The sequence below is a fragment of the Celeribacter litoreus genome (assembly GCF_020165855.1).
Lineage (GTDB): Bacteria > Pseudomonadota > Alphaproteobacteria > Rhodobacterales > Rhodobacteraceae > Celeribacter > Celeribacter litoreus.
In genome coordinates this window covers 267,909-291,501 of record NZ_JAIUFY010000013.1, presented here as the reverse complement: position 1 = coordinate 291,501, position 23,593 = coordinate 267,909, and the positions used below count along the sequence as shown (strand labels likewise).

The 23,593-nt window shown below is 58.7% G+C and carries 22 protein-coding genes; 11 read left to right on the top strand and 11 right to left on the bottom strand.

Features of this window, described 5'->3' with window-relative positions:
• Nucleotides 1-26: 26 nt before the first annotated feature.
• Nucleotides 27-725: a DUF599 domain-containing protein gene (locus LA304_RS13495; protein WP_224503684.1), complete on the top strand. Its 699-nt coding sequence runs from the start codon at nucleotides 27-29 to the stop codon at nucleotides 723-725.
• Between the two features lie 4 nt (nucleotides 726-729).
• Here LA304_RS13495 and LA304_RS13490 read toward each other — a convergent pair whose 3' ends face one another.
• The 4 genes from LA304_RS13490 to LA304_RS13475 are packed head-to-tail and all read right to left on the bottom strand — an operon-like array spanning nucleotide 730 to nucleotide 7,431.
• Nucleotides 730-2,796: a hypothetical protein gene (locus tag LA304_RS13490; protein ID WP_224503683.1), complete on the bottom strand. Its 2,067-nt coding sequence runs from the start codon at nucleotides 2,794-2,796 to the stop codon at nucleotides 730-732.
• Nucleotides 2,793-5,549 carry a DUF4159 domain-containing protein gene (locus tag LA304_RS13485; RefSeq protein ID WP_224503682.1) on the bottom strand — a complete coding sequence of 919 codons (2,757 nt, stop codon included), beginning with the start codon at nucleotides 5,547-5,549 and terminating at the stop codon, nucleotides 2,793-2,795. The genes LA304_RS13490 and LA304_RS13485 overlap by 4 nt, the downstream gene beginning before the upstream one ends.
• Nucleotides 5,549-6,370 (bottom strand): DUF58 domain-containing protein, encoded by an 822-nt coding sequence (locus LA304_RS13480; RefSeq protein ID WP_224503709.1) that lies wholly within the window; start codon nucleotides 6,368-6,370, stop codon nucleotides 5,549-5,551. The genes LA304_RS13485 and LA304_RS13480 overlap by 1 nt, the downstream gene beginning before the upstream one ends.
• Before the next feature lie 56 nt (nucleotides 6,371-6,426).
• The gene (locus tag LA304_RS13475; RefSeq protein ID WP_224503681.1) at nucleotides 6,427-7,431 is read right to left on the bottom strand and encodes an AAA family ATPase; all 1,005 of its coding nucleotides are present in this window, start codon (nucleotides 7,429-7,431) and stop codon (nucleotides 6,427-6,429) included.
• Between the two features lie 90 nt (nucleotides 7,432-7,521).
• Between LA304_RS13475 and LA304_RS13470 the strand changes: the two genes are divergently transcribed.
• On the top strand, nucleotides 7,522-8,085 hold the full coding sequence (locus tag LA304_RS13470; protein ID WP_224503680.1) for a DUF1285 domain-containing protein: 564 nt from the start codon (nucleotides 7,522-7,524) through the stop codon (nucleotides 8,083-8,085).
• Nucleotides 8,086-8,541: 456 nt separating this feature from the next.
• Nucleotides 8,542-8,877, top strand: a complete 336-nt coding sequence (locus LA304_RS13465; protein WP_224503678.1) for a hypothetical protein — start codon at nucleotides 8,542-8,544, stop codon at nucleotides 8,875-8,877.
• Nucleotides 8,878-8,985: 108 nt separating this feature from the next.
• Here the strand turns inward: LA304_RS13465 and LA304_RS13460 are convergent, their stop codons facing one another.
• The gene (locus LA304_RS13460) at nucleotides 8,986-9,822 is read right to left on the bottom strand and encodes a cation diffusion facilitator family transporter (RefSeq protein WP_224503679.1); all 837 of its coding nucleotides are present in this window, start codon (nucleotides 9,820-9,822) and stop codon (nucleotides 8,986-8,988) included.
• A 428-nt stretch (nucleotides 9,823-10,250) separates the two neighbouring features.
• On the opposite strand from LA304_RS13460, the gene LA304_RS13455 reads away from it, so the two are divergent.
• Nucleotides 10,251-10,586: a hypothetical protein gene (locus LA304_RS13455; RefSeq protein WP_224503678.1), complete on the top strand. Its 336-nt coding sequence runs from the start codon at nucleotides 10,251-10,253 to the stop codon at nucleotides 10,584-10,586.
• A gap of 112 nt (nucleotides 10,587-10,698) precedes the next feature.
• On the opposite strand, the gene LA304_RS13450 is transcribed toward LA304_RS13455, so the two are convergent.
• Complete coding sequence (locus LA304_RS13450; protein WP_224503677.1) at nucleotides 10,699-11,517, bottom strand: sulfotransferase family protein; 819 nt, start codon at nucleotides 11,515-11,517, stop codon at nucleotides 10,699-10,701.
• 134 nt (nucleotides 11,518-11,651) lie between these two features.
• Here LA304_RS13450 and LA304_RS13445 point away from each other — a divergent pair, with 134 nt between their 5' ends.
• Complete coding sequence (locus LA304_RS13445; RefSeq protein ID WP_224503676.1) at nucleotides 11,652-13,229, top strand: DUF5928 domain-containing protein; 1,578 nt, start codon at nucleotides 11,652-11,654, stop codon at nucleotides 13,227-13,229.
• Between the two features lie 11 nt (nucleotides 13,230-13,240).
• Nucleotides 13,241-13,618: an HIT domain-containing protein gene (locus LA304_RS13440; RefSeq protein WP_224503675.1), complete on the top strand. Its 378-nt coding sequence runs from the start codon at nucleotides 13,241-13,243 to the stop codon at nucleotides 13,616-13,618.
• Nucleotides 13,619-13,687: 69 nt separating this feature from the next.
• On the opposite strand, the gene LA304_RS13435 is transcribed toward LA304_RS13440, so the two are convergent.
• On the bottom strand, nucleotides 13,688-14,620 hold the full coding sequence (locus LA304_RS13435) for an ABC transporter ATP-binding protein (RefSeq protein ID WP_224503674.1): 933 nt from the start codon (nucleotides 14,618-14,620) through the stop codon (nucleotides 13,688-13,690).
• A gap of 206 nt (nucleotides 14,621-14,826) precedes the next feature.
• Here LA304_RS13435 and LA304_RS13430 point away from each other — a divergent pair, with 206 nt between their 5' ends.
• Together LA304_RS13430 and polA are read left to right on the top strand one after the other, a co-directional pair.
• Nucleotides 14,827-15,009 (top strand): zinc-finger domain-containing protein, encoded by a 183-nt coding sequence (locus LA304_RS13430; RefSeq protein ID WP_224503673.1) that lies wholly within the window; start codon nucleotides 14,827-14,829, stop codon nucleotides 15,007-15,009.
• A gap of 184 nt (nucleotides 15,010-15,193) precedes the next feature.
• Nucleotides 15,194-17,998 (top strand): DNA polymerase I, encoded by a 2,805-nt coding sequence (gene polA / locus LA304_RS13425; RefSeq protein ID WP_224503672.1) that lies wholly within the window; start codon nucleotides 15,194-15,196, stop codon nucleotides 17,996-17,998.
• Between the two features lie 75 nt (nucleotides 17,999-18,073).
• Here polA and LA304_RS13420 read toward each other — a convergent pair whose 3' ends face one another.
• A complete protein-coding gene (locus tag LA304_RS13420) occupies nucleotides 18,074-19,060 on the bottom strand; it encodes an adenosine kinase (RefSeq protein WP_224503671.1) in 987 nt (328 codons plus the stop codon).
• A complete protein-coding gene (gene nth, locus LA304_RS13415; protein ID WP_224503670.1) occupies nucleotides 19,053-19,700 on the bottom strand; it encodes an endonuclease III in 648 nt (215 codons plus the stop codon). Before nth ends, LA304_RS13420 begins: the two co-directional genes overlap by 8 nt.
• Before the next feature lie 157 nt (nucleotides 19,701-19,857).
• On the opposite strand from nth, the gene LA304_RS13410 reads away from it, so the two are divergent.
• From LA304_RS13410 to LA304_RS13400, 3 genes are all read left to right on the top strand, one after another.
• The gene (locus LA304_RS13410) at nucleotides 19,858-20,706 is read left to right on the top strand and encodes a methylated-DNA--[protein]-cysteine S-methyltransferase (protein WP_224503669.1); all 849 of its coding nucleotides are present in this window, start codon (nucleotides 19,858-19,860) and stop codon (nucleotides 20,704-20,706) included.
• A 116-nt stretch (nucleotides 20,707-20,822) separates the two neighbouring features.
• A complete protein-coding gene (locus tag LA304_RS13405) occupies nucleotides 20,823-21,470 on the top strand; it encodes an OmpA family protein (protein WP_224503668.1) in 648 nt (215 codons plus the stop codon).
• A gap of 119 nt (nucleotides 21,471-21,589) precedes the next feature.
• The gene (locus LA304_RS13400) at nucleotides 21,590-22,360 is read left to right on the top strand and encodes a FadR/GntR family transcriptional regulator (RefSeq protein WP_224503667.1); all 771 of its coding nucleotides are present in this window, start codon (nucleotides 21,590-21,592) and stop codon (nucleotides 22,358-22,360) included.
• Nucleotides 22,361-22,455: 95 nt separating this feature from the next.
• Here LA304_RS13400 and LA304_RS13395 read toward each other — a convergent pair whose 3' ends face one another.
• Together LA304_RS13395 and LA304_RS13390 are read right to left on the bottom strand one after the other, a co-directional pair.
• Nucleotides 22,456-23,013 carry a F0F1 ATP synthase subunit B gene (locus LA304_RS13395; RefSeq protein ID WP_224503666.1) on the bottom strand — a complete coding sequence of 186 codons (558 nt, stop codon included), beginning with the start codon at nucleotides 23,011-23,013 and terminating at the stop codon, nucleotides 22,456-22,458.
• Between the two features lie 3 nt (nucleotides 23,014-23,016).
• Nucleotides 23,017-23,553: a F0F1 ATP synthase subunit B' gene (locus tag LA304_RS13390; RefSeq protein WP_224503665.1), complete on the bottom strand. Its 537-nt coding sequence runs from the start codon at nucleotides 23,551-23,553 to the stop codon at nucleotides 23,017-23,019.
• Between the last annotated feature and the right edge of the window lie 40 nt (nucleotides 23,554-23,593).

Below are 23,593 nucleotides of genomic sequence, written 5' to 3'. Positions count from 1 at the left end.
AATTGCCTTCGCGTAAGTGTGCGAACATGGATTTGCTCAATGAACTCCGCTATTTCGCCCTGCTGGACGCGATCGCCGTGATCTATTTGATCGGCGCATGGATGGTGCTTGGCTACATCATTGAGAATCCCCCGAAGGGCCGCATCTCCACATCTGTGCTCGTGGCCGACTATCGGCGCGAGTGGATGGTCCACATGATTACCCGAAAACCGCGAATCTTTGATGCCACGATCCTGTCGACCCTGCGCGAAGGCACGAGCTTTCTCGCCTCGGCCTGTCTCATCGCCATCGGCGGCGGCTTGGCCGCCATCTCCAATGCGGAGCGCCTGAGTGGCGTCGCCCGCGACCTCGCGCTCGATACACCCACCGTCATCTGGGAAGTTAAAATCCTTGTCGCGCTGTTTTTCGTCACCAACGCATTCCTGCGCTTCATCTGGTCGAACCGTCTCTTCGGCTACTGCGGCGTCGTGATGGCCTCAACGAGCAATGAAGACACTGACCCGACCGCCTTGCCGCGTGCCCGCAAAGCCGGCGATTTGAACATCACCGCCGCACGCGCCTTTAACGCAGGGCTACGCGGGATTTACTTCGCGCTTGGGGCGCTCGGATGGCTTTTCGGACCGGAGGGTTTGCTCATCGCAACGACGCTGACCGTGATCATCCTTCTACGCCGCGAGTTCTGGTCGAGTTCCCGCGAAATCCTGATGCGGGACGAGACGCTTTAAATCCCTATCTGCGCCCTTCGCGCAACCACGCGTAAACCGTCAGACCCGCAATCATCACCAGCCAGACCCACCCAGGAATAAATGGCGTCAGGCGTGTCGATTGCGTCACGAAAGCATTGCGTGGCGTGATCCCGATCCAACCGCGCCCTGCGGCCACGCGCCCTTCAGAGACGGTTCGAACAGTTGGCAGCCCCTCGGAAACCGCGAACACACCGCCGCCTTGGGCATCAACGACGGGTTCGAGCACCGCTGCAGATGCAATCGTTTCTTCAAACTCGCGCGGCGCAGCGGGGCCGAGTACCGTCACCGCCTCCTGATCACCTTCTGTGAGACGATAGAGCCCCATGTCGCCACCCGCGAACTCCGCTATAAAGCGCCCCGGGCTCACCTCTTCCATCGGAACCTCGGTCACAGAGCCATCTGGGGCCTCAATTGTCACGCTCCGCGCGCCATCCCCTAACGTGCGACGCGTGACGGTGAGAGTTGTCCCCTCCGCAGTCGCGGTCAGGGCCTCTTCCTCAAGTTCCGGTTCCTTCATCATCCAATGTGCGAGACGGCGAAGTAGTTCGAGTTGCGGCCCGCCGCCTTCGACCCCACGCGTCCAGAGCCACGCGTGATCCGATCCAAGAACGGCAACACGCCCCTCCCCGACCCGATCCAGAACGAGCAGCGGACGCTCCCCGACGCCGGACATGACGACTTCGCCAAACCCGTCCGCCTCGAGGTCGATCTGACGGAACCAACGCCCCCAAGGCGGCGTCTCGTCAGACACCTGCAGCCCGCCGAGCCCTTCGGTCACAGGATGGCGCTGCCCCATATCGGTCAGGTCGGGCCGGAACGGCTCCTCGATCACACGACCCGTCGGATAAACAGGAATCACCCGTGACAGGGGCGAGCGGTAGAGACTGTTGGCCGTCGCGAAATCCGGCCCCGTGGCAAAGAGGACAGCACCTCCGTCTTCGACGTAGCGTGCAATATTGTCGAGGTATGACGCGGGGAGAATGCCGCGGAGTTTGTATCGGTCAAAGATGATCAGGTCGAAATCGTCGATCTTTTCCATGAACAATTCGCGGGTCGGAAAAGCGATCAGAGACAACTCCGTTACCGGCACACCGTCCTGTTTCGCGGGCGGGCGTAGAATGGTGAAGTGCACGAGATCTACGGACGGGTCGGATTTCAACAAATTGCGCCATGTGCGTTCGCCGTTATGCGGCTCCCCCGACACAAGCAGCACACGCAGACGATCCCGCACACCGTTGATCGTGACCATCGCGGAATTGTTGCGGTCGGTGAGTTCCCCGTCCTGTTCCGGCAGGGAAAACAGGATCACGTTCTGACCGCCATGCGGCAGTTCAAGCGGCACCTCAATGGACCGCCCAACCGGAATGGTAAACGGCATCGGCTCACCGCCATCAATCGAGACCAGAATAGTCGTCGTCGCCCCGATCGCGGGAGGCACCGCCCCTTGGTCCTCCACGCGTAGACGCAGAACCACATCTTCGCCGATGATGCCAAAGGTCGGTGCACTTTCCATCACCAACCGCCGATCCCAATCCGTCGGTTCGCCGGTCAACAAGAGATGCACGGGCGCGGGAAAGTCGGGCGCAAGGTCCACGTCATGCACCTGCCCGTCGGAGAGCAGCACCGCCCCCGCAATCCGGCCGCGCGGCTCGTTTGCCAACGCATCAGAGAGCGCGGTCATGAGCAATGTGCCGCGATTGTCTGTCGCATCCGCGACCGTGAGCACACGCACTTCCGTGTTCGGTACTCCGCGCAGTCGCGCCTCGATCCCTGCACGCGCCTCCGCGACCTGCGCATCCCTGTCCGAGAGGTTCTGCGACGCACTTTCATCGACGATCAGGAACACGATGTCAGTGAGCGGATCGCGCTGTTCTTCCTTAAGCGACGGTCCAGACAGATACCCGAGAATGGCGAGCGCCGCGATACCGCGCCAGAACCACCCCGCGAGACCACGCCACGCGGCGAAACCGACAATCGCGACAACCAGAGCGGCGCAGACAGTCAGCGCCACCCACGGAAGCATCGGGTTGAAAACGAGGTCTCTGATCATTGGCCCAACCTATCGAGCAGCGCTGGCACGTGCACCTGATCCGATTTGTAGTTTCCGGTGAGAACGTAAATCACGAGATTGACCCCGAACCGGTAGGCCATCTCACGTTGCTGGTCTCCCGAATAGCCGCGCCCGATGGGCAGCAGCGGGAAACCGCGCTCATCCATCGCCCATGCCGACGCCCAATCCCCGCCGCCGATCACCACGGGGGTCACATTGTCATTCAGGTTACGGAAGGGCATGCCCTCGACTTCCTCCGCGTCCGCGGAGGCCTCAACCCAAATCGTGCCACCGGCATGACGACCAGGGAACTCGCGCAAAAGATAGAAACTCCGCGTTAGCACGTGATCCTGTGGGATCTGCTCCAGCGCAGGAACATCGAGCACACGCGCAAGCGCTTCTAGTTTCGCGCTCGTCGGAGTCACAGTTCCGAACCCCGCAACATCCGCGTCGCGTGTGTCAAAGAGGATCATGCCGCCTGTCCGGATATATGTATTGAGCTTGGCATAGGCTTCGGCAGAGGGGATCGCCTGATCCGACGTGATCGGCCAGTAGAGCAGCGGAAAGAAACCGAGCGGGTCTTGCTCCAGATCCACACCAATAGGTTCCGCTGGCTCAACCGAGGTCCGCGCCGTCAGAACACGGGAGAGCCCTGACAGACCCGCCTCAGACACAGAGTCGACATCGGGATTGCCCGTGATGACGTAGGCCAGCGAGAGCTCATCCGTTGCCGCCAAGGCGAAGTCATCGGGGACCTCTTGCGCACGGATATCCTGTGGCATGGCCAGCAGCGCCATCAAGAGAACCGACGCCGCACGCAGTCCAAACAGTCGTCCCGATAGCCAGAGGGAGACAAGGATATCCGCCGCCAAAAGCGCCAATGCGGTGAGAAGCAACCACGGCGCCAAAGGCCGTTCCTGCGCCTGCGTCACTCCGATCAGAGGCACGTCGGCAGGCCAGCGGGCGAGTATCAGCGCATCATCCGGCGCCACAACATTCAGGGCGCGCACCGTCTCACCACTCTGATAAAGACCCGGCGGGGTCGCCGTAGACGCCCGCGCCGCGACAAATTCCGGCCCTGCGACGGGTGCCATGGCAGAAGCTTCTTCGAGACGCCCGAACCCGTCGAGCGCTTGGGTGGGCTGGAAACTCATGCCTTCCAGATCTTCCGCAGACAGCTCGATGGCCTGTGTCGTCACCGAGAGCCGGTCCAGCATGTCAACGAACAGACCGGACAACGGCAACGTGGACCATTCCGCATTCGCTGTGACATGGAAAAGAACGACTTGCCCCTTTCCGACGGGTTTACGTGTCACCAGAGGGGTGCCGTCTTCCAAGGTCGCGATCACGCGGCTCGCCAATTCCGGATCGGGCTGCGCCATAACTTGCGACGAGACCGACACATCCTCGGGCACTGTCAGCCCGTAGAAAGGAGACGTCTCGGAGAACGGGCGGAGACGCTTCGGTTCTCCCCAACTCATCGCACCACCCAAGGTGCGGCCACCCGCACGAAGGCGCACAGGGAGGAGAGGATCGTCCTCTGTCCGCGCAACATCCGATGCTGCGAGACGTGGCCCAGCGAACCGAAGCAACTGCCCTCCCTCCGTCATCCACGCGATCAAGTCCGCACTTTCACTACCGCTGAGTTGCGCGACATCGGCGAGCACGATCACATCGGGATTGGCCATCAACAGATCGGCGAGAGAGCCTTCGATCACATCGGCCCGCCCCGTTAGCGCGGAGCGGAGGTAGTGGAGATGCGACAGGAGTTGCAGCCCTTCACCGGAATCGCGGATCGACATGAGGCCGACCTCCCGCCGCTTGAGGCTGTCATCCGTCAGACGTTTCGCACCGGCGGAGGCGACGCCTTCAATCTCGAAACGGGTCACACGGGCGCGGAGTTCGGGCGGTAAATCAAATTCGACCGTCGCTGCAGCCTCACCCGCAGCGAATTCCGCCGTCTCGGTCGCCAGAACGCGGGCGATACCGGCGGGATCGGTGCCGAAGGCGACGACAGTCACCTCTTCGATCGCGTTGGCATCGGCACTGAGAACAGGCACGCTCGCGCCACCCTCAGTCACCTCGATTGCACCGAGCGCCACAGGCGTCATGCCAGTCTCGAACACGCTCAGCGGCCCAAGCGACTGAAGTGCTTCGGTGACATACTCGCGCCCGTCTCGCTGCAAACCGTCAGAAATCCAGAGCGTTTCAAGCGGTGCGGACAAGTCGGCGACGACGGCCTCCAACACGTCCATATCCGCGGCATACGGCGCTGGCACAAAGCCCGGCAAACGCGATCGCCAATCAGAGGCCGCGCGGAACACGCAGCCTTCTGCGGGCAAATCGGTCGCGGCAAGAATGCACACCGTGCGGTCAGACGCCTGCGCCGCATCAAGAGATTGATTGACCTGCCCCATCCGCACGGCCCAATCCGGCGCGGAGGCCCAACTCGCGTCCAACAGTATAAGGAGAGGCCCCGACCCGCCGCGCTCTGCACGCGGGTTCAGAACGGGACCTGCAAAGGCGAGGATCAGAGCCGCCACGGCCAACATGCGGAGCAGCAAGAGCCACCATGGCGTGCGATCTGTTTCGACCTCTTCATCGGTGAGCCCAAGCAGGAGCGCAACGCCGGGAAAGCGGCGCTTGATTGGCGCAGGCGGCACAGCGCGCAGCAAGAGCCAGAGGATCGGCAGCGCGAGCAGCGCGAGCAAGACCCAAGGGGCCGAGAAACCAATTGGACCGAGAACCCACATCAGCGCGGCCCCTCCAACGCTTCGTATAGCCAGAGGAGCGCGGACAGGTCAGCATGGTCAGTATGATGCGTCGCGAACCGCCACCCCGCGTGATGCGCAATCTTCGCGAGACGGTCTTTGCGTTCGGCCAGACGCTCTTGATACCGCGTTTTCAAATCGGAGGCGCGGAGGGTCTCATGCTGGATGGCTCCGCTCATAGAGGTGAACACAGTGCGCCCCTGATAGGGAAACGCCTCTTCGGCGGGATCGAGAATTTGATAGATCATGCCGGAAATTCCGCGATCGGACGCGGCCGCGACGGCGTTTTCCACGGCTTCAATCGGCCCCAAGAAATCAGACAGGAACACGGCGCGGGCATGCGGGAGAAAGAGTGAGGCATCGGGCGCGCCATAGTCTTCTGGGGCTTTCTGCGACAGGCCCTCTGCGATCCGCCGGGTTTGCAAAGCCCCGATCCGCGGCGGTGTTCCGAGAGAGGCGAGCGCGACCCGTTCCCCACCTTTCATTAGGAGTATAGAGAGCGCCATCGCCAAAAGAGCAGCGCGATCCGACTTTGGCGGGAGGCTCTCTTTGGACGCGAACCCCATCGACGCCGAAAGATCGACCCAGATGTGCACCGATTGCGCCGCTTGCCATTCTTTCTCGCGGACATAATGCCCATCGGAGCGCCCGGACCGGCGCCAGTCAATCGCGCGTCCCGGATCACCGGCCTGCGCGGGACGGTATTGCCAGAACTCATCGCCCATCCCCGACTGGCGGCGCCCATGCCCGCCCATCAGCAACGTCCGCGCAAGCTGTTCGGCCCGCGCAAGGAGTGGCGGCATTGGCGCGCTGAGCGTCTCCGCGCGGGCCCGCAGGCCGGTGTGCGGACGCTGATTTGTCACGCGGCTGTCCGCGTATCCAGTGCACGCCGAGCGACATCATCGATGATCGCGGCGAGATCGTCGCCCCGCGCCCGCGCCGCAAAAGTGAGCGCCATGCGGTGGATCAGAACCGGACGCGCCATGGCGAGGACATCCTCGGGGCTTGGCGCGAGACGTCCGTCGAGCAAAGCCCGAGCACGTGTCGTCATCATAAGAGCCTGCGCCGCACGCGGGCCCGGCCCCCACGCGACAGACGCGTTCACGGCATCTGAGGCTTCGGCCTCATTCGGTCGGCAGGCCCGCACAAGATCGAGGATCATTTCAACAACCTGTTCGCCGACGGGCATCTTGCGGAGCAACGCCTGTGCTGCGATCAGCTCTTCTGCGGTGAAAACTTGATGCGCTTCTCCCTCATCGGCACCCGTGGTGGCCAGAAGGATATCGCGTTCTGTGTCACGATCCGGATATTCGACATCAACTTGCACGAGGAAGCGGTCGAGCTGCGCCTCGGGCAGCGGATAGGTCCCCTCTTGCTCCAGCGGGTTTTGCGTCGCGAGCACATGAAACGGCGCCTCGAGCGCATGCGCCTGTCCGCCAATCGTCACGGATTTCTCCTGCATCGCCTGAAGCAATGCAGATTGCGTGCGCGGGCTGGCGCGGTTGATCTCGTCGGCGAGGAGCAACTGACAGAAAATCGGCCCCTCAATAAAGCGGAACGCGCGTGACCCGTCCGGTGCAGTTTCGAGAACTTCGGAACCGAGAATATCGGCCGGCATCAAATCCGGCGTAAACTGAACCCGTGCACCTTTGAGGCCCATCACGGTCGAAAGCGTATCCACAAGGCGTGTTTTTCCAAGTCCCGGAAGCCCCAAAAGCAACGCGTGCCCGCCGCACAACATAGAGGACAGCACGAGATCCACGACGGTCTCCTGACCGATAAACCGGCGGGTGATCGAGGCCTTCGCCTCAGCGAGCTTGGCACCAAGCGTTTCGATCTCGGCGACGAGGTCGGCTTCAGTCATGTCTTACTCCTCGGGTCGATACATGGCACTATTAGAGACAGGTCCCGTGCAAAGCACAAATGACAAAAGGTTCAGGAGGGAGATTTTTCAATGGCAGTTTCCGCAGAAAGCATTGCAGCAGCAGTAAAAGCCGCAAAAGGCCGCGGCCTGCCACCCGTTGATAAGTGGAACCCGCCCTTCTGTGGCGATCTCGACATGCGCATCGCGCGGGACGGAACATGGTTCTACCTCGGCACCCCCATCGGCCGCGCGCCTTTGGTGCGCCTGTTTTCAACTGTGCTGAAACGTGAGGGCGACAAGTATTTCCTCGTCACTCCCGTCGAAAAGGTGGGAATCACCGTCGACGACGCCCCCTTCCTTGCCGTGGATTTTGAAGTGGAGGACGATGGCGCGGATCAGAAGCTCACGTTCTTCACCTCGGTCGGGGATCAGGTCACCGCAGATTCGGATCACCCGATCCGCGTTACAGAACAAAACGGCGAACCAGCGCCATATGTAGAAGTGCGCGCCGGCCTTGAGGCTCTGATCGATCGAAAGAGCTTTTTCCGACTCGTTGATCTGGGTGTGACAGAGAAAATCGACGGCGAAGATCAGTTCGGCGTCTGGTCCTCCGGAACATTTTTCGAGATTGCGAAAGCCTCCGACCTGGCCTGACAGCATCCAAGGCTCAGCGAGCCCTCATCGAAAACAGACTTTCTGCCACCCGCGCATCCCCTGCGTCGGGGTCAATGTGATGATGGTGGTGATGATGTGCGTGGGACTGGTCATGAGGCATGTAGCCATCATGTGCCATAATATATGGGTTTCCAAGACATCTTACACCCCGAACGCACAGCGGCGGGCCCCTGTGTGTCAGTTCGATGCTCACGCGGCCTCACGTATGTGTGAATGCGCACAAATCGACGGAACTTCCCGATTTAAGGAAAAGTCCCAATAAAAAAAGGACTGCTCGCATTTTTGTTATGTTCATTTTTGCGCAATGCAAGTCGCAAAACAAAACTATTGTTCCCCTTTCAACATCCAAAGCCCAGAGCTATATCAGTCTCATCAGACGGCGCACAGAAACACACACCGCGCCGGGCTATACAAACAAACACAAGGACTAAAACTATGACTACTCTTAAAACTCTCGCTGCTGCCGCTGTTGTTGCTGTTGCTGGTTCCGCTGCTTTCGCTGGCCCGAACTACATCGTTCAGAGCAACCCGCAGAACCTGACCTCCGTCGCTACGCTCGACCTCGTGCGCGCTGAAACCGACGCAACCGTCTCCATCTACGACTTCCACGGCGGCGAGCGCGGCGAACTGCTCGGCACCACCGACGTGACCGCTGGCGCAAACACCAACGTCAAAGTCCGCCTGAAACCGTCCAACTCCGAAGACATCATCGCTGTGCTCTCCAACGGCGCTGGCGAACTCGCTGTCTCCGACGTCAACAACTTCCAATAAGTGTTGGTCCCGTTCTCCCTGTGAGCCAAAAGCTCACAGGGTGGATGGAATTAAAAATGCCGCCCCAAAAGGGCGGCATTTTTTTGTGGGATAGGGCCGTCTGTTTGCTCAAATCGAGTGATATTTTGCAGAGTGCGGCGCGGCACACCCTGCACCAGGCGCCTCGACCTCAAGCGTTGAGTGGGAAATCTCGAATTGCTCGTGCAGAACGGCTTTCACAGCTCGCAATACAGACCCTGCTTCTCCTGTGACGACAACATGCGCTTCGACAGAAGATCGGTGCTCATCTATTTGCCACAAATGCACGTGATGCGCATCTTCGACACCGTCGACTCCCATGATCGCCTCCGCGACAGCCTCCGCATCGGTGCCTTTCGGCGCGCCGAGCATCAAGATGCGGATCACTGGACGCATCTCAACGAAGGCGTGCCATAGAATATAGAGCGCGATCAGAATCGTCAGGATTGGATCGATGTAGCGCCAGTCCCAGATCAGAATCACGATCCCGCCAAAGATCACAGCCACGGATGTCGCCGCATCTGCGAGATTATGGAGAAAGGCCGCGCGAATGTTCAGGCTGTTCTTTGAAAGAGCATATGTGAGCGCGGCCGTCGCAAGGTCGACCGCGAGCGCGACCCCAGCAAGAATCACCACCACCCAGCCCTGAACATCGGGGGGATTGAAGAGACGCGACACCCCTTCTGCGAACAGATAGACAGAGATCACGATGAGCGACACGTAGTTGACCATCGCCGCGACAACCTCCGCACGCCCGTAACCGAATGTCATCTCTCCGTCGCGAGGCTTTCGCGCAATTTTGCGGGCGCCGAACGCGATGACCAGAGCCACAGCATCTGACAAATTGTGAATCGCATCGGCGATGAGTGCCATAGATCCGGAGATCACCCCGCCAACAATCTGGGCGAGCGTCAAAAACAAGTTCACCGCAATCGCGCCCGCAACCCGCGCATCGCCTGCGTCAGGGTCAATGTGATGATGATGGTGGTGATGATGTGAGTGAGACTGGTCATGAGGCATGGGGCCATCATGTGCCATAATACGTGGCTTTCCAAGACATCTTGCGCTCGGAGCGCACAGCGGCACGCCCCTGTGTGTCAGTTCGACGCTCACGCGGCCTCACGTATGTGTGAATGCGCACAAATCGACGGAACTTCCCGATTTAAGAAAAAGTCCCAATAAAAAAAGGACTGCTCGCATTTTTGTTATGTTCATTTTTGCGCAATGCAAGTCGCAAAACAAAACTATTGTTCCCCTTTCAACATCCAAAGCCCAGAGCTATATCAGTCTCATCAGACGGCGCACAGAAACACACACCGCGCCGGGCTATACAAACAAACACAAGGACTAAAACTATGACTACTCTTAAAACTCTCGCTGCTGCCGCTGTTGTTGCTGTTGCTGGTTCCGCTGCTTTCGCTGGCCCGAACTACATCGTTCAGAGCAACCCGCAGAACCTGACCTCCGTCGCTACGCTCGACCTCGTGCGCGCTGAAACCGACGCAACCGTCTCCATCTACGACTTCCACGGCGGCGAGCGCGGCGAACTGCTCGGCACCACCGACGTGACCGCTGGCGCAAACACCAACGTCAAAGTCCGCCTGAAACCGTCCAACTCCGAAGACATCATCGCTGTGCTCTCCAACGGCGCTGGCGAACTCGCTGTCTCCGACGTCAACAACTTCCAATAAGTGTTGGTCCCGTTCTCCCTGTGAGCCAAAAGCTCACAGGGTGGATGGAATTAAAAATGCCGCCCCAAAAGGGCGGCATTTTTTTGTGGGATAGGGCCGGAGAAGATCAGCTTCAGTCGCCAAGCTTCGCGTGCACTTCCGCCAGATCAATCTCGCCAATCGGCATCTTGTTTGCCGGATTCTCAAAATCGTATTTGAAAATCTGGAAATCGCGTTTGTAGATTTCCCACATGAGGTGCATCGACAGATCATCGAAGTAATCCTCGACTGGGTGCAGACGTTTTGGCCCGTGACCTTCCGACTCATTGAACCGTGGAATCGTCGCGAGATCCACCTGATGCGGTGTTTCGATATTGTCGAGGACGCTCTGCATCCCCTCATTGAACTTCTCGGTGAAAAAGATGTTGTCGTAGGTGCCGCCGTTCACGATGAAGGTCGAGACATGCCCCGACATCGCGGACCAATGGATGTCCGGGTCCATCGGCCGACGCCAACGGATGGTGTCGCGCACAAAGAGCAAAAACCTGCGGAATGAGGCAATCTGGTCAAATTCTTCCTTCCCGTCATCCCCGCCGACTTCGATCCCGTATTTCTGGATCAACTGCGGAACGAGGTTGCCGCGATACCGCTTGCCGTTGCGCTGAATGCCGCAAATCTTGTCGAAAAAGGACGACAGTACCCGCGTGTAAGGATTGCGCACACAGGTAAACGCGTAACTTTCGTGGTCCTGCACATTCGCCTGTATCAGAGGCTGGCTCTCCTCTTGGGCCCACTTGTGCATCCGGTCCTTGCTATCATGGATGTCACCATCAAAGAATTCGCCATGATCGGAATAGAACATAATCTGCCCGATCGTCGAACACGCACATTTGGGAACAACGCGATAAACGACGCTCTCGCTTTCGGTCATCCACGTTCCTGGAAAGCCCATCTTTTATTCTTACCCCTACATGCTGTGCTTCGGCACAGCCTTTTTACTTTAAAAGCAAATTGGCCTCGATTATTCAATGATTGGTTAAGCTTAAATGTAAACTCTGCGTCAAAAACGAGGTTCCGGGTCCCGATATGGCACGAATTGCCTACATTCTGCTGTGTCACAAGGATCCCGCCGCAATTGTGGATCAGGCGCGTCGCCTCACCCGTACGGGCGATTACATCGCCATTCATTTTGACGCGCGCGGGGGGAAAGAAAACTTCGCCGCGATCAAGGAAGGTCTCAAGGACAACCCGAACGTCGCCTTTGCGACAAAACGGATCAAGTGCGGCTGGGGTGAATGGAGCCTCGTGCAGGCGACGCTCTACGCAATTGAAGCCGCAGAGAAATCTTTCCCGCGCGCGACACACTTTTACATGCTCTCGGGCGACTGCATGTCGATCAAAACGTCCGAGTATATGCATGACTATCTCGACAGGAACGACGTCGATTACATTGAGAGCTTCGACTTTTTCGAGAGCAACTGGATCAAGACCGGCATCAAGGAAGAGCGCCTGATCTATCGCCACTGGTTCAATGAGCGATCCCACAAATGGCTCTTCTATAGAAGCATGGGGCTCCAGCAGCATCTCGGCCTCGCGCGCGAAGTCCCGAGCGATCTTCAAATCATGATTGGCTCACAGTGGTGGTGCCTTCGTCGCCAGACAATCGAGCGGATTCTCGACTTCACCCGCGAGCGCAAGGACGTCATGCGGTTTTTCAGGACGACGTGGATTCCTGACGAGACCTTTTTCCAGACCCTCGTCCGCCATCTCGTGACGGAAAAAGAAATTCGCAGCCGCACTTTGACCTTCCTGATGTTTACGGACTACGGGATGCCCGTGGTGTTCTATAACGACCACTACGATCTGCTATTGTCGCAGGACTATCTCTTTGCGCGCAAAATCTCGCCTGATGCCAAGGAACTAAAGAAGCGTCTCGGCGATCTCTTTGCCGAAACGGGCCGAGATTTCCAGATTTCGAACGAAGGGCGCTCGCTTTTTCAGTTTATGACAGGCCGCGGGCGTGAAGGGCGACGGTTTTCCCAGAGGTTCTGGGAAGTCGAGAGCACCATCGGGCGCAACCGTGATCTCTTGATGATCGTTTGCAAGAAATGGCACGTCGCCAAGCGACTCGTTTCCCAGATCAAGCAATACACGGATATTCCGTGCCTCGAGTATCTCTTCAACGAAGACAACACCTTCCTGCCGGAGCTCGGCGGGGTCGAGAAGAGCCTAGAGAAACGCGCGCGTCACCGCCGTGCCTGGGTGCGAATGCTGTTCGACTACTACGATCAAGACAGAATGATTTTCTGCATCGATCCAGATGGGCTCGATTTGATCAGCGATTTCTATTCCGACCGGTCCGGCACGCGCCTCCTTGAGATCGAATGCGATTTTTCGGACGACTACCTGATGGGGCACGCCAAGCGGACCGGTCTCGCGGGAGACACCACACCGCAGGACGCATTGGATCGACTACTGCCGACACTCCGCGCGGACATCCGTCACGAAAGCGATCAAATCCGCGACGCCGAATTCGACAATTATTTCCGGATAGCGCAGTCGAAAACACCGGAAGAGAACGCCGCGCCGCTTGCAGCTTTCCTCGGGATTCCCGAAGATAAAGCCCGAGAGATCCTTTCGATCCACTATCTGTTTTCCGACTAAGAGAGGCCCCAATGCCCTACGCCTATGACGACCAGAATATCTTCGCAAAAATTCTGCGTGGCGAAATCCCGTCAACTCCGGTGTTCGAATCCGAGCATACCGTGGCCTTTCCGGACATTAGCCCGCAAAAGAAAACGCATATCCTCGTCATCCCGAAAGGCCCCTACCGCTGCTACGACCATTTCGTACAGGCGGCGACTGCCGAGGAGCAGCTCGACTTTTTCAAATCCGTTGCAAAGGTCGCCGAACAACTCGGCGTCTCCGAATCTGCAGGTGGTGAAGGGTTCCGCCTAATCACCAATTCCGGCGCTCACAGTCTTCAGGAAGTGCCGCACTTCCACGTGCATCTCCTGGGCGGAGAACCAGTCGGTCCACTGACCTGCAAGTAAAACCCCGAAACAACAAAACCCCGCTCAATGCGGGGTTTTTCGTATATTTTTGTGATGTTGCGGGGCTCCTCACTTAGATGAGGTCAGTTCCACAAACACATCTTCAAGATCAGGTTCGAGCGTGCGCACGTCACCGATCGTGATCCCGGCGTTCCTCACAGCATCAAGCAACGCCCCGACAGAGGTTTGTCCTCGCGAAAAATCAAAGGCGAGAGAGCCGTCACGGCGACGCTCCAGCTTGACCCCTTCAGGCAGGTCGAAGCTATCCGGCACGGTTCCTTCAGGTTCGACGAGCAAGGTCTTCGCGTCCATCATGCCCAGCAGGTTCTTCGTTGTGTCGCGCTTGATCAACTCACCGTGGTTGATGATCGCGATCTCGTCACACATCTCCTGCGCTTCTTCGAGGTAGTGCGTGGTCAGAATGACCGTCAAACCGCGCTCCTCATTCAAACGGCGCACGTTTGCCCAGAGCATCTGACGCAATTCGATATCCACACCTGCGGTCGGCTCGTCGAGGACGAGGATTTGCGGATTGTGAACGAGCGCCTTCCCCAGCAGCAAACGGCGGCGCATACCGCCGGAAAGGTTGCGCGCATAGGCATCGGCCTTATCCGTCAAACCAATGATTTCAAGGATTTCGTCCGTGCGGCGGTCTCGTTTCGGGACACCGTACAGACCCGCCTGCACCTCAAGAGCGCCGCGCGGGGTGAAGAAGGGATCGAGGTTCAATTCCTGCGGCATCACACCAATCGCAGCCCGTGACTGGCGCGGGTTCACGTCTTGATCAAAGCCCCAGATGCTCACCTTGCCCGAGGTCTTGATCGTCAACCCTGCAAGAATGTTGATCATCGTGGACTTGCCCGCCCCGTTCGGCCCCAAGAGACCGAAAATCGACCCCTGCGGAATGCTCAGATTCACACCTTTGAGCGCCTCTTTCGGAGGTTGACCGCCGCTGCCTTTGTAAGTCTTGCGCAGGTCTTCGATTTCAATCGCATTTGCCATGAACTGACATTCTCCATCCAAAGGCTTACCAACAGGGCAGAACCATCGTCCCGCACGCCCCACCATCATTCTGGCCTCTGATTTAGGCTTCACACCCTCAAACGGCAACCAATCAGGGCGCGGACCCCCTTGCAAATCACTGCACAGCCAGCCAAAACCAAAAGAACAGCTTTTCCAGACACGCGAGTCGAAAGGACATCTGACAAATGACGATCAAAGCGCCTGAAACCGAAGTGGTCTCCGCATGGAAAGTGGCATGTGACGGCGGTGAGGGTGCTCTCGGTCATCCGCGCGTCTGGCTTTCGATCTCGAAGGAAGAAGGCTACGTCGAGTGCGGCTACTGCGACAAGAAATTCGTCCACGAAAGCGCCAAGCTTTCCGACGCCTGATCTCGCGATCACCCCATCTCTAAATCGCGGTCTTTCCCGTTTCTGAACGGGGAGGGACCTCTCAAGCCATCGTGAGCCGATTGCACGTGGCTTACGCTCCCTTTACCGTCTTTCACCGCTTGCAGTCGCCTCCGTGATCCGTGTTATCAAGGCACAGATCGAGACAGGATAAGGGCGACGGATCATGACTTTCGGCAAGGGCAGCCATCTGCATCTGATTGACGGATCGGCCTTTATTTTTCGGGCGTATCACGCACTCCCGCCGCTGACGCGCAAATCCGACGGTCTGCCCGTTGGAGCCGTGTCCGGTTTCGTGAACATGCTCTATCGCTATATCGAGGCGAACACGGGCAATGACGCGCCGACGCATGCCGCCGTTATCTTTGATTACTCCGGCAAATCGTTCCGCAACGACATCTATCCGGCCTACAAAGCAAACCGTCCGCCCGCGCCCGAGGACCTCGTCCCGCAGTTCCCGCTGACCCGCGACGCGACCCGCGCCTTCAACATCCCCTGCATCGAGATCGAAGGGTTCGAAGCCGATGACATCATCGGCACGCTGTCCTGTCAGGCCCGCGAAGCCGGTGGCCGTGTGACGATCATTTCCTCTGACAAGGACCTCATGCAGCTCGTGGGTGGCGGCGTCGAGATGCTCGACCCGATGAAGAACAAGCGCATCGACCGCGAGGGAGTCGAAGAGAAATTCGGCGTTGGCCCTGAACGCGTGGTCGATGTGCAAGCGCTCGCAGGCGATTCCGTCGACAACGTGCCGGGCGCACCGGGGATCGGGATCAAGACCGCAGCCTTGCTGATCAACGAATATGGCGATCTGGACACGCTTCTGGCCCGCGCCGAAGAGATTAAACAACCCAAGCGCCGCCAGACTCTCATCGAGAAGGCCGACCAAATCCGCACCTCGCGCAAATTGGTGAAACTCGACTGCGATATGGAGCTCGATTTCACGCTCGAAAGCCTTGAGGTGAAGGAACCGGAGATTGATGTTCTCCTGAACTTCCTCTCCGAAATGGAATTCCGAACCATCGTCAAACGCGTCGCAGACCGTTTTGGCGCCGAAGCGCCCGCGATGCCGGAGCCCACCGCACAGCAGTCGAATGGCGCAAGCGAGATAGCGGAACCGGAGGCCGTGCCGTTCGACACCTCAGCCTATGAGAAGGTGTCCACCATGGGCGCGCTGGAGCGGTGGATCGAGGACATCTACGCCCGCGGCTACGTCGCCGTCGATACCGAGACGACCGGCCTCGACGAAATGGTGGCCGATCTAGTGGGTGTCTCACTCTGCGTTGAACCGGGGAAAGCCTGCTACATTCCCGTAGGTCACACGCTCGGAGAGGATGATCTCTTCGGCGGTTCGAACCTCGTCGATGGGCAACTGTCCAAGAACATGGTGATCGACGCGCTGAAGCCGATGCTTGAGGACCCGAGCATCCTCAAAATCGGTCAGAACATGAAATACGATGCGAAGATTTTCGCGCGTCAGGGCATCAAAGTCGCGCCATATGACGACACCATGCTCCTGTCCTACTCCCTCAACGCGGGCATCCACAACCACGGCATGGACGCACTGTCGGAACGGTATTTGAACCACACACCAATCCCGACGAAGGACCTCCTCGGCACCGGCAAATCCGCGATCACCTTTGATAAGGTTGAGATTGCGAAAGCCGTCGAATACGCCGCCGAGGACGCAGATATCACGCTGCGCCTATGGCAGCACCTCAAACCGCGCCTCCACGCGGAGCAGGTGACACGCGTTTACGAAACGCTCGAACGTCCGCTCTCTCCCGTCCTCGCCCAGATGGAAATGGCAGGAATCAAGGTCGACCGCGACGTCCTCTCCCGCATGTCCAACGCCTTTGCGCAGAAGATGGCGGGGCTTGAGGCCGAAATTCACGAGCTCGCAGGCGAGACCTTCAACGTCGGCAGCCCAGCACAACTCGGGGAAATCCTGTTTGAGAAAATGGGCCTCGAAGGCGGCAAAAAGGGCAAGACCGGCAAATACTCCACCCCCGCCGACGTGCTCGAAGACCTTGCGACCGAACACGACCTGCCCGCCCGTGTCCTCGACTGGCGGCAACTGTCGAAACTGAAATCGACCTACACCGACGCGCTCCAGACGTTCATCAATGCAGAAACGGGTCGCGTCCACACGTCCTATGTCCAAACGGGCGCGGTGACGGGCCGTCTCGCGTCCTCTGATCCGAACCTGCAAAACATTCCCGTCCGATCCGAGGAAGGCCGCCGCATCCGTGAGGCATTCATTGCGGAGAAGGGCAAAAAGCTGATTTCCCTCGACTATTCCCAGATCGAATTGCGCATCCTCGCCCATGTCGCTGGGATCGACAGCCTGAAACAAGCCTTCCGCGACGGGTTGGACATCCACGCCATGACCGCGTCCGAGATGTTCAACGTGCCGATCGAAGGCATGGACCCGATGGTCCGTCGTCAGGCCAAAGCGATCAACTTCGGCGTCATCTACGGCATCTCAGGTTTCGGCCTCGCCCGCAATCTGCGCATACCGCGCAAAGAAGCGCAGGAGTTCATCGACCGCTATTTCGAACGCTTCCCCGGCATCCGCTCCTACATGGACGACACCGTGGAATTCGCGAAAGAGCACAAATATGTCCAGACGCTCTTCGGCCGGAAAATCCACACGCCGGAAATCGCCGCCAAAGGTCCGCAGGCCGGTTTCGCCAAGCGCCAAGCCATCAACGCCCCGATCCAAGGCACCGCCGCCGACATCATCCGCCGCGCGATGATCCGTATGCCCGACGCGATCAAGGACCTGCCTGCCACCATGCTCTTGCAGGTGCACGATGAATTGATCTTTGAAGTGGATGAGGACGCCTGCGATCCGGTGATCGAAGTTGTGAAAGACGTCATGGAATCCGCCGCCGAACCCGCCGTCAAACTCGATGTGCCGATTGAGGTGGACGCTGGCATTGGCGACAACTGGGCCGAGGCGCATTAATCGGCGCTCACCCGTTCCAAATAAAAAGGCGCGCCGGATCACCCCGATGCGCCTTTTTCAATTCTGTTTCAATGCTTAGAGCAGACCAGCCTTCGCGAACAGGTCCTTGAGGTCCTTCTCAGGGCGCGGACCAACGTGCGAAATCACTTCCGCCGCCGCGACACAGCCCATGCGCCCACAGGTCGCGAGATCACGCCCCGTCGCATAGCCATAGATAAAGCCTGCCGCAAACTGATCGCCTGCACCCGTCGTATCAACCGGCTGAACGCGGGTCACTGGCACCACGGCCTCTTCATCACCTTGCACCAGCACAACGTCAGAACCAGAGCGCGTGCAGACCACGAGACCCGCCTCGGACGCGGCTTGCTCCAACGCGGCGGAGAGGTCGGTTTGATAGAGGCTTTCCCACTCGTGCTCGTTGCCGATCACGAAATCCATCTCTCTCACAAAGGTGCGGAAGTCGTCGCGGTGACGGTCGACGCAGAACGGGTCAGACAGGGAAATCCCCACCTTGCCGCCCGCCGCCTTCGTGTATTTCGCGGCTTGGTCAAACGCATGTTTCCCCTGCGGCTTGTCGTAGAGATAGCCCTCAAGGAACATGATCTCCGCATCGCCTGCGACGGCCTCGCTCACATCGGCCTCGGAAATCTCGGACGAGATGCCGAGATAGGTGTTCATCGACCGTTCCCCATCCGGCGACACGAAAATCATCGAGCGCGACGTCGGGAGTTCTCCACCCTCGACCGGACGGTTCGGGAACGCAGTGCCGCCCTTTTCCATCTCATCCGCATAAAAGCGGCCAAGCGCATCATTGTGCACACGACCGATAAAGCCGGTCTTGAGGCCGAGCATCCCGAGACCCGCCAAAGTATTGGCAACGGAGCCACCGGGCGTCTGCACACGGTCTTGCATCGCACCATACAGGAACTCACCGCGCTCCTGCTCCACGAGCTGCATGATGCCCTTTTGAATGCCGAGCAGGTCGAGCGTCGTGTCCGCAGAATGCGTGATGACATCCACAATGGCGTTGCCGATCCCGACAACCTGATAGGTCTTAGACAATGTTCTTCTCCTCGTACTCACAGAGGTCGCGTATCAGACAGGTGTTGCACAGCGGTTTACGTGCCTTGCAGACGTAGCGCCCATGCAAAATCATCCAGTGATGCGCATGTTGTTGAAATTCGGCGGGGATGTGATCCTCGATTGCGCGCTCGACAGCCACGACATCTTTGCCGACGGCGACGCCAGAACGGTTCCCGAAGCGGAAGATATGGGTATCGACGGCCTGTGTCGGCACATGCCACCACATGTTCAGGACGACGTTTGCCGTTTTGCGTCCGACACCCGGCAGGCTTTCGAGCGCAGCGCGCGACGACGGCACCTCGCCGCCATACTCGTCCACGAGGATCTGGCTCAGTTTGATGACGTTCTTGGCTTTGTTGCGATAGAGGCCGATGGTCTTGATGTGCTCAATCAGACCCTCTTCGCCCAGATCGAGCATCTTTTGTGGCGTATCCGCGATTTTGAAGAGGTCGGCAGTCGCCTTATTCACACCCTTGTCGGTCGCCTGCGCGGACAGCGCGACGGCCACGACGAGCGTATAGGCGTTCAAGTGATCAAGCTCGCCTTTCGGCTCCGCTTCGACCTCTTGGAATCGACGGAAAATCTCGTAAATCGTTTTGTAATCGAGCTGCTTTGCCATGGGCTTCTCTTGCCCTCTCAGGGGCCGCGAGGCAAGCCGTTCCTGCGCTCGCGCGGCACATAGAGCCGCGCCCGTAACCTTTCACCAAGTTTCGGGTCGGCAATTGCCCATTCGCGCGGTAGCTTTGCCCAAGAGTTCACCGGTTATGGAGGCGGACATGCAGACGAACAACACACAGCTGGAAGACCGCTACCACTATCAGGTGGTCCGCCGCGCCATTGAACTGATCGACGACGCCGAACATGCCCTGAGCCTTGAGGACCTCGCGAGCGCCCTCGGGATGGATGCCTTTCATCTGCAAAAGCTCTTTAGCCAGTGGGCGGGCGTGTCGCCGAAACGGTTTCAGCAATACCTGACCCTCGGCCACGCCAAACGTCTCATGCAAGAGAACCACACCACACTGGACACCGCGCTTGCGACCGGCCTGTCTGGCACCGGACGACTGCACGATCTGTTCATGAGGTGGGAAGCCATGACACCGGGCGAATACGCGCGGCGCGGGGCGGATCTTACTATCTCCTACGGATGGTTTGACACGCCTTTCGGTCCGGGTCTCGCCATGGCAACGGATCGCGGATTATGCGCACTCGGGTTCCTCTCGGATGGCTCACACGAAGAAACCTACCAAGACCTCGCCTCCCGCTGGCCGAACGCAACCTTCGTGGAAGCGCCGGATCAAGTGCGCCCCTATGTCGAGGCCGCGCTCGGCGGGGGCGAAGTGACGCTCCACATGCTCGGCGCGCCGTTCCAGATTAAGGTTTGGGAAGCCCTCCTCTCCATCCCCTCCGGCTCCGTCTCCACTTATTCCGACATCGCGGCGCACATCGGCTCCCCCAAAGCCGTGCGCGCGGTCGGCACCGCCGTCGGTCGCAACCCAGTGAGTTGGCTCATCCCATGTCACCGCGTCCTGCGCAAAACCGGAGAGCTCGGCGGATACCATTGGGGATTGCCCGTCAAACGCGCGCTTTTGGCCTACGAGAGCGTGCGCGCTGCGGAGGAAAGTTGACGTCACGCTTAAGCGAAAAGCCGCCACATTTTCGTGAAGTCACAATATCTTCAATGCCTCTGGAACAAAGCGGGGATAAAAGCGTTTGAAGAGCAGGTTCCCAAGGAGGATACAGAATGAAATCCCCGCTTTTTATCTCCATTCCGCTGATTGCCACCGTCGGCCTGACAGCCTGTATGGACACATATGATTCCTCATCCAACACCGCTCAAGGTGCTGCGCTTGGCGCCGCTTTGGGTGGTATCGCTGCGGCTGCAACCGTTGGTGGCGACGACAAACTGTCCAAAGTGGCCGCTGGCGCAATTGTCGGCGGAGCAATCGGCGGCGCGATCGGCAACCAGCTCGACAAACAAGCGGCCGCGCTCCGTCAGGACCTCGGCAATGGCGACGTGAAAATCGTCAACACCGGTTCGCAGCTCATTGTGACCATGCCGCAAGACATCTTGTTCGCAACTGACAGCGCCGTTGTTGTTCCGTCGCTGCAAAACGATCTGCGCGCGCTCGCAGCGAACCTTCAGGACTACCCGAACACGACGATCCAAGTCATCGGTCATACCGACAACACCGGTTCGGCCAGCTACAATCAGGAACTGTCCACTCGTCGTGCGTCCGCCGTGGCCACCATCCTTACTGCCAATGGTGTCGCGCCCTACCGCGTCCGAGCCTATGGACGCGGAGAGGATCAGCCGGTTGCAACAAACCTGACGCCCGAAGGCCGCGCGATGAACCGCCGCGTTGAGATCATCATCACACCGACCGCTTAATCAGCGGCTTCGATCATTCCAAAGGCCGGGGCTTTCCCGGCCTTTTTTGTTTCAAAAATGCATAGCACCTGAGTTTCCGTGGTCATATAATCTGACCAATACGTCGGAGGACCATGGGCATGCCCTTTCAAAAGATCAATTCAGAGAAAATCAGCGCCTCCGTCGTGCGCCAGATCGAGCTATTGATACTTCGTGGCATTTTGCGCGCGGGCGAACGCCTGCCATCCGAACGAGACCTCGCAGACCGTCTCGGCGTCTCGCGCCCCTCTATCCGTGAGGCGGTCTCAGAACTATCCGAAAAAGGCCTTCTCGAATCCCGCGCTGGCGCCGGCATCTTCGTGGCTGACGTTCTCGGCTCAGCCTTCTCCCCCGCTTTGGTGAAACTCTTCGCAAGCCAAGAGGAGGCCGTCTTTGATTACATCGCGTTCCGCCGCGACATGGAGGGTCTTGCCGCAGAACGCGCTGCGAAACTCGGCTCCGACACTGACCTCAAGGTGATCGACACCATCTTTCACAAAATGGAAGCCGCCCATCCGAAACGGAACCCGTCCGAGGAAGCCCGTCTCGACGCCGAATTCCACCTCTCGATCATTGAGGCGAGCCACAATGTGATCATGCTCCACATGATGCGCTCTATGTTCGAACTTCTAAGCGAAGGGGTTTTTTACAACCGCTCCGTCATGTTCAAACAACGCACGAACCGTGCGCAATTGCTCGATCAGCACCGCGACATCAACAACGCACTACAGGCCCGTGATCCGGAGGCCGCTCGTGCCGCGGTGGTCCGGCATCTCGACTATGTGGAAGAGGCACTCACGGATCAGCAAATCTTTGAGCGAAACGAGGAAATCGCCCGCCTCAGGTTTGAGCACGAACAGGAACGCGGCTGACCCACCCGCACATCAGACAAACAAAAAACCCCGCCGAATTGGCGGGGTTTTCTATAGAGGTCCGTGTGATCCGGTCAGGAGATCAACAGGAAGTCTTAGTGCAGCTTGGTCGCAACGTCGCTGATGGACGCTTCGATCATTGCATTGGCTTCTTCGTCGGTCATCTTCTTGGCGATGACGTCGGCGGCAGCCGCAACAGCAACATTGATCGCGGTGTTGCGAACTTCGCGAACTGCAGCGGCTTCAGCGGCTTCGATCTGCTCTTCAGCAGCAGCGAGGCGGCGAGCGATGGAAGATTTGAGATCTTCTTTTGCTTTCGCAGCAGCAGCTTCAGCGTCTTTTTTCGCTTGCTCGACGATGGCGTCCGCCTGTTCCTGAACTTCACGCTGTTTGCGCTCGTAGGAGGCGAGGATGGACTGGGCTTCGTCGCGCAGGGCGCGGGCTTCGTTCAGCTCGGTTTCAATGCGGGCAGCACGCTCGTCGAGCATTTTGCCGATCATGCCCGGAACTTTTTTCCAGATCAGGATTGCAACGAAAACAAGGAAGCCCAGAAGGACGACGAAGTTGGTGTTCTTCAGCGAGAAGAAAGGACCGGTGGCGGCGAATGCCGGGCTGGCAGCTGTGAGAGCAATGAGGAGCGAGAGCTTCTTCATGTCTTATCCTTTCATCCGCGCAGTTACAGCCGCAGTGACGGTGCGTGCATCGGCGGAGGAGCCGAGAGCAGCCACGATTTCTTTGGCGGTATCTTTGGCGACTTCTTTCACGCTTTCAACAGCGCCTTCGCGGATCTCAGCGATTGCTTTTTCCGACTCGGCAGCTTTCGCGGTGATTTCCGCATCTGCTTTGGCGGTGGCAGCGTCGAGATCAGCCTGGATCGCGGCACGGGTTTCCGTTGCGATCTGCTGTGCCTGAGCTTTCGCTTCGGCGAGCGCTTTGTTGTAGGCCTCTTCGGCCTCTTTCGCCTTGAGCTTCAGCTCTTCGGCGGCAGCGATGTCATTCATGATCGTGCCGGAGCGCTCGGCGAGCACCGTAGAGATGCGCGGCAGGGCGATCTTGGACAGCACGAAATAGATCACGACCAGCGTGACCAGAAGCCAGAAAATCTGGTTGGGGAATGTGGAGAAATCCAGCTGCGGCATGCCGGCTTCTGCGGCGCCGTGTGCGGCTTCTGCCCCGTGTGTTTCGGTTGCCATCTTATCCTCCTGGCTCTGACCTAGTTCTCCCGACGTGTTC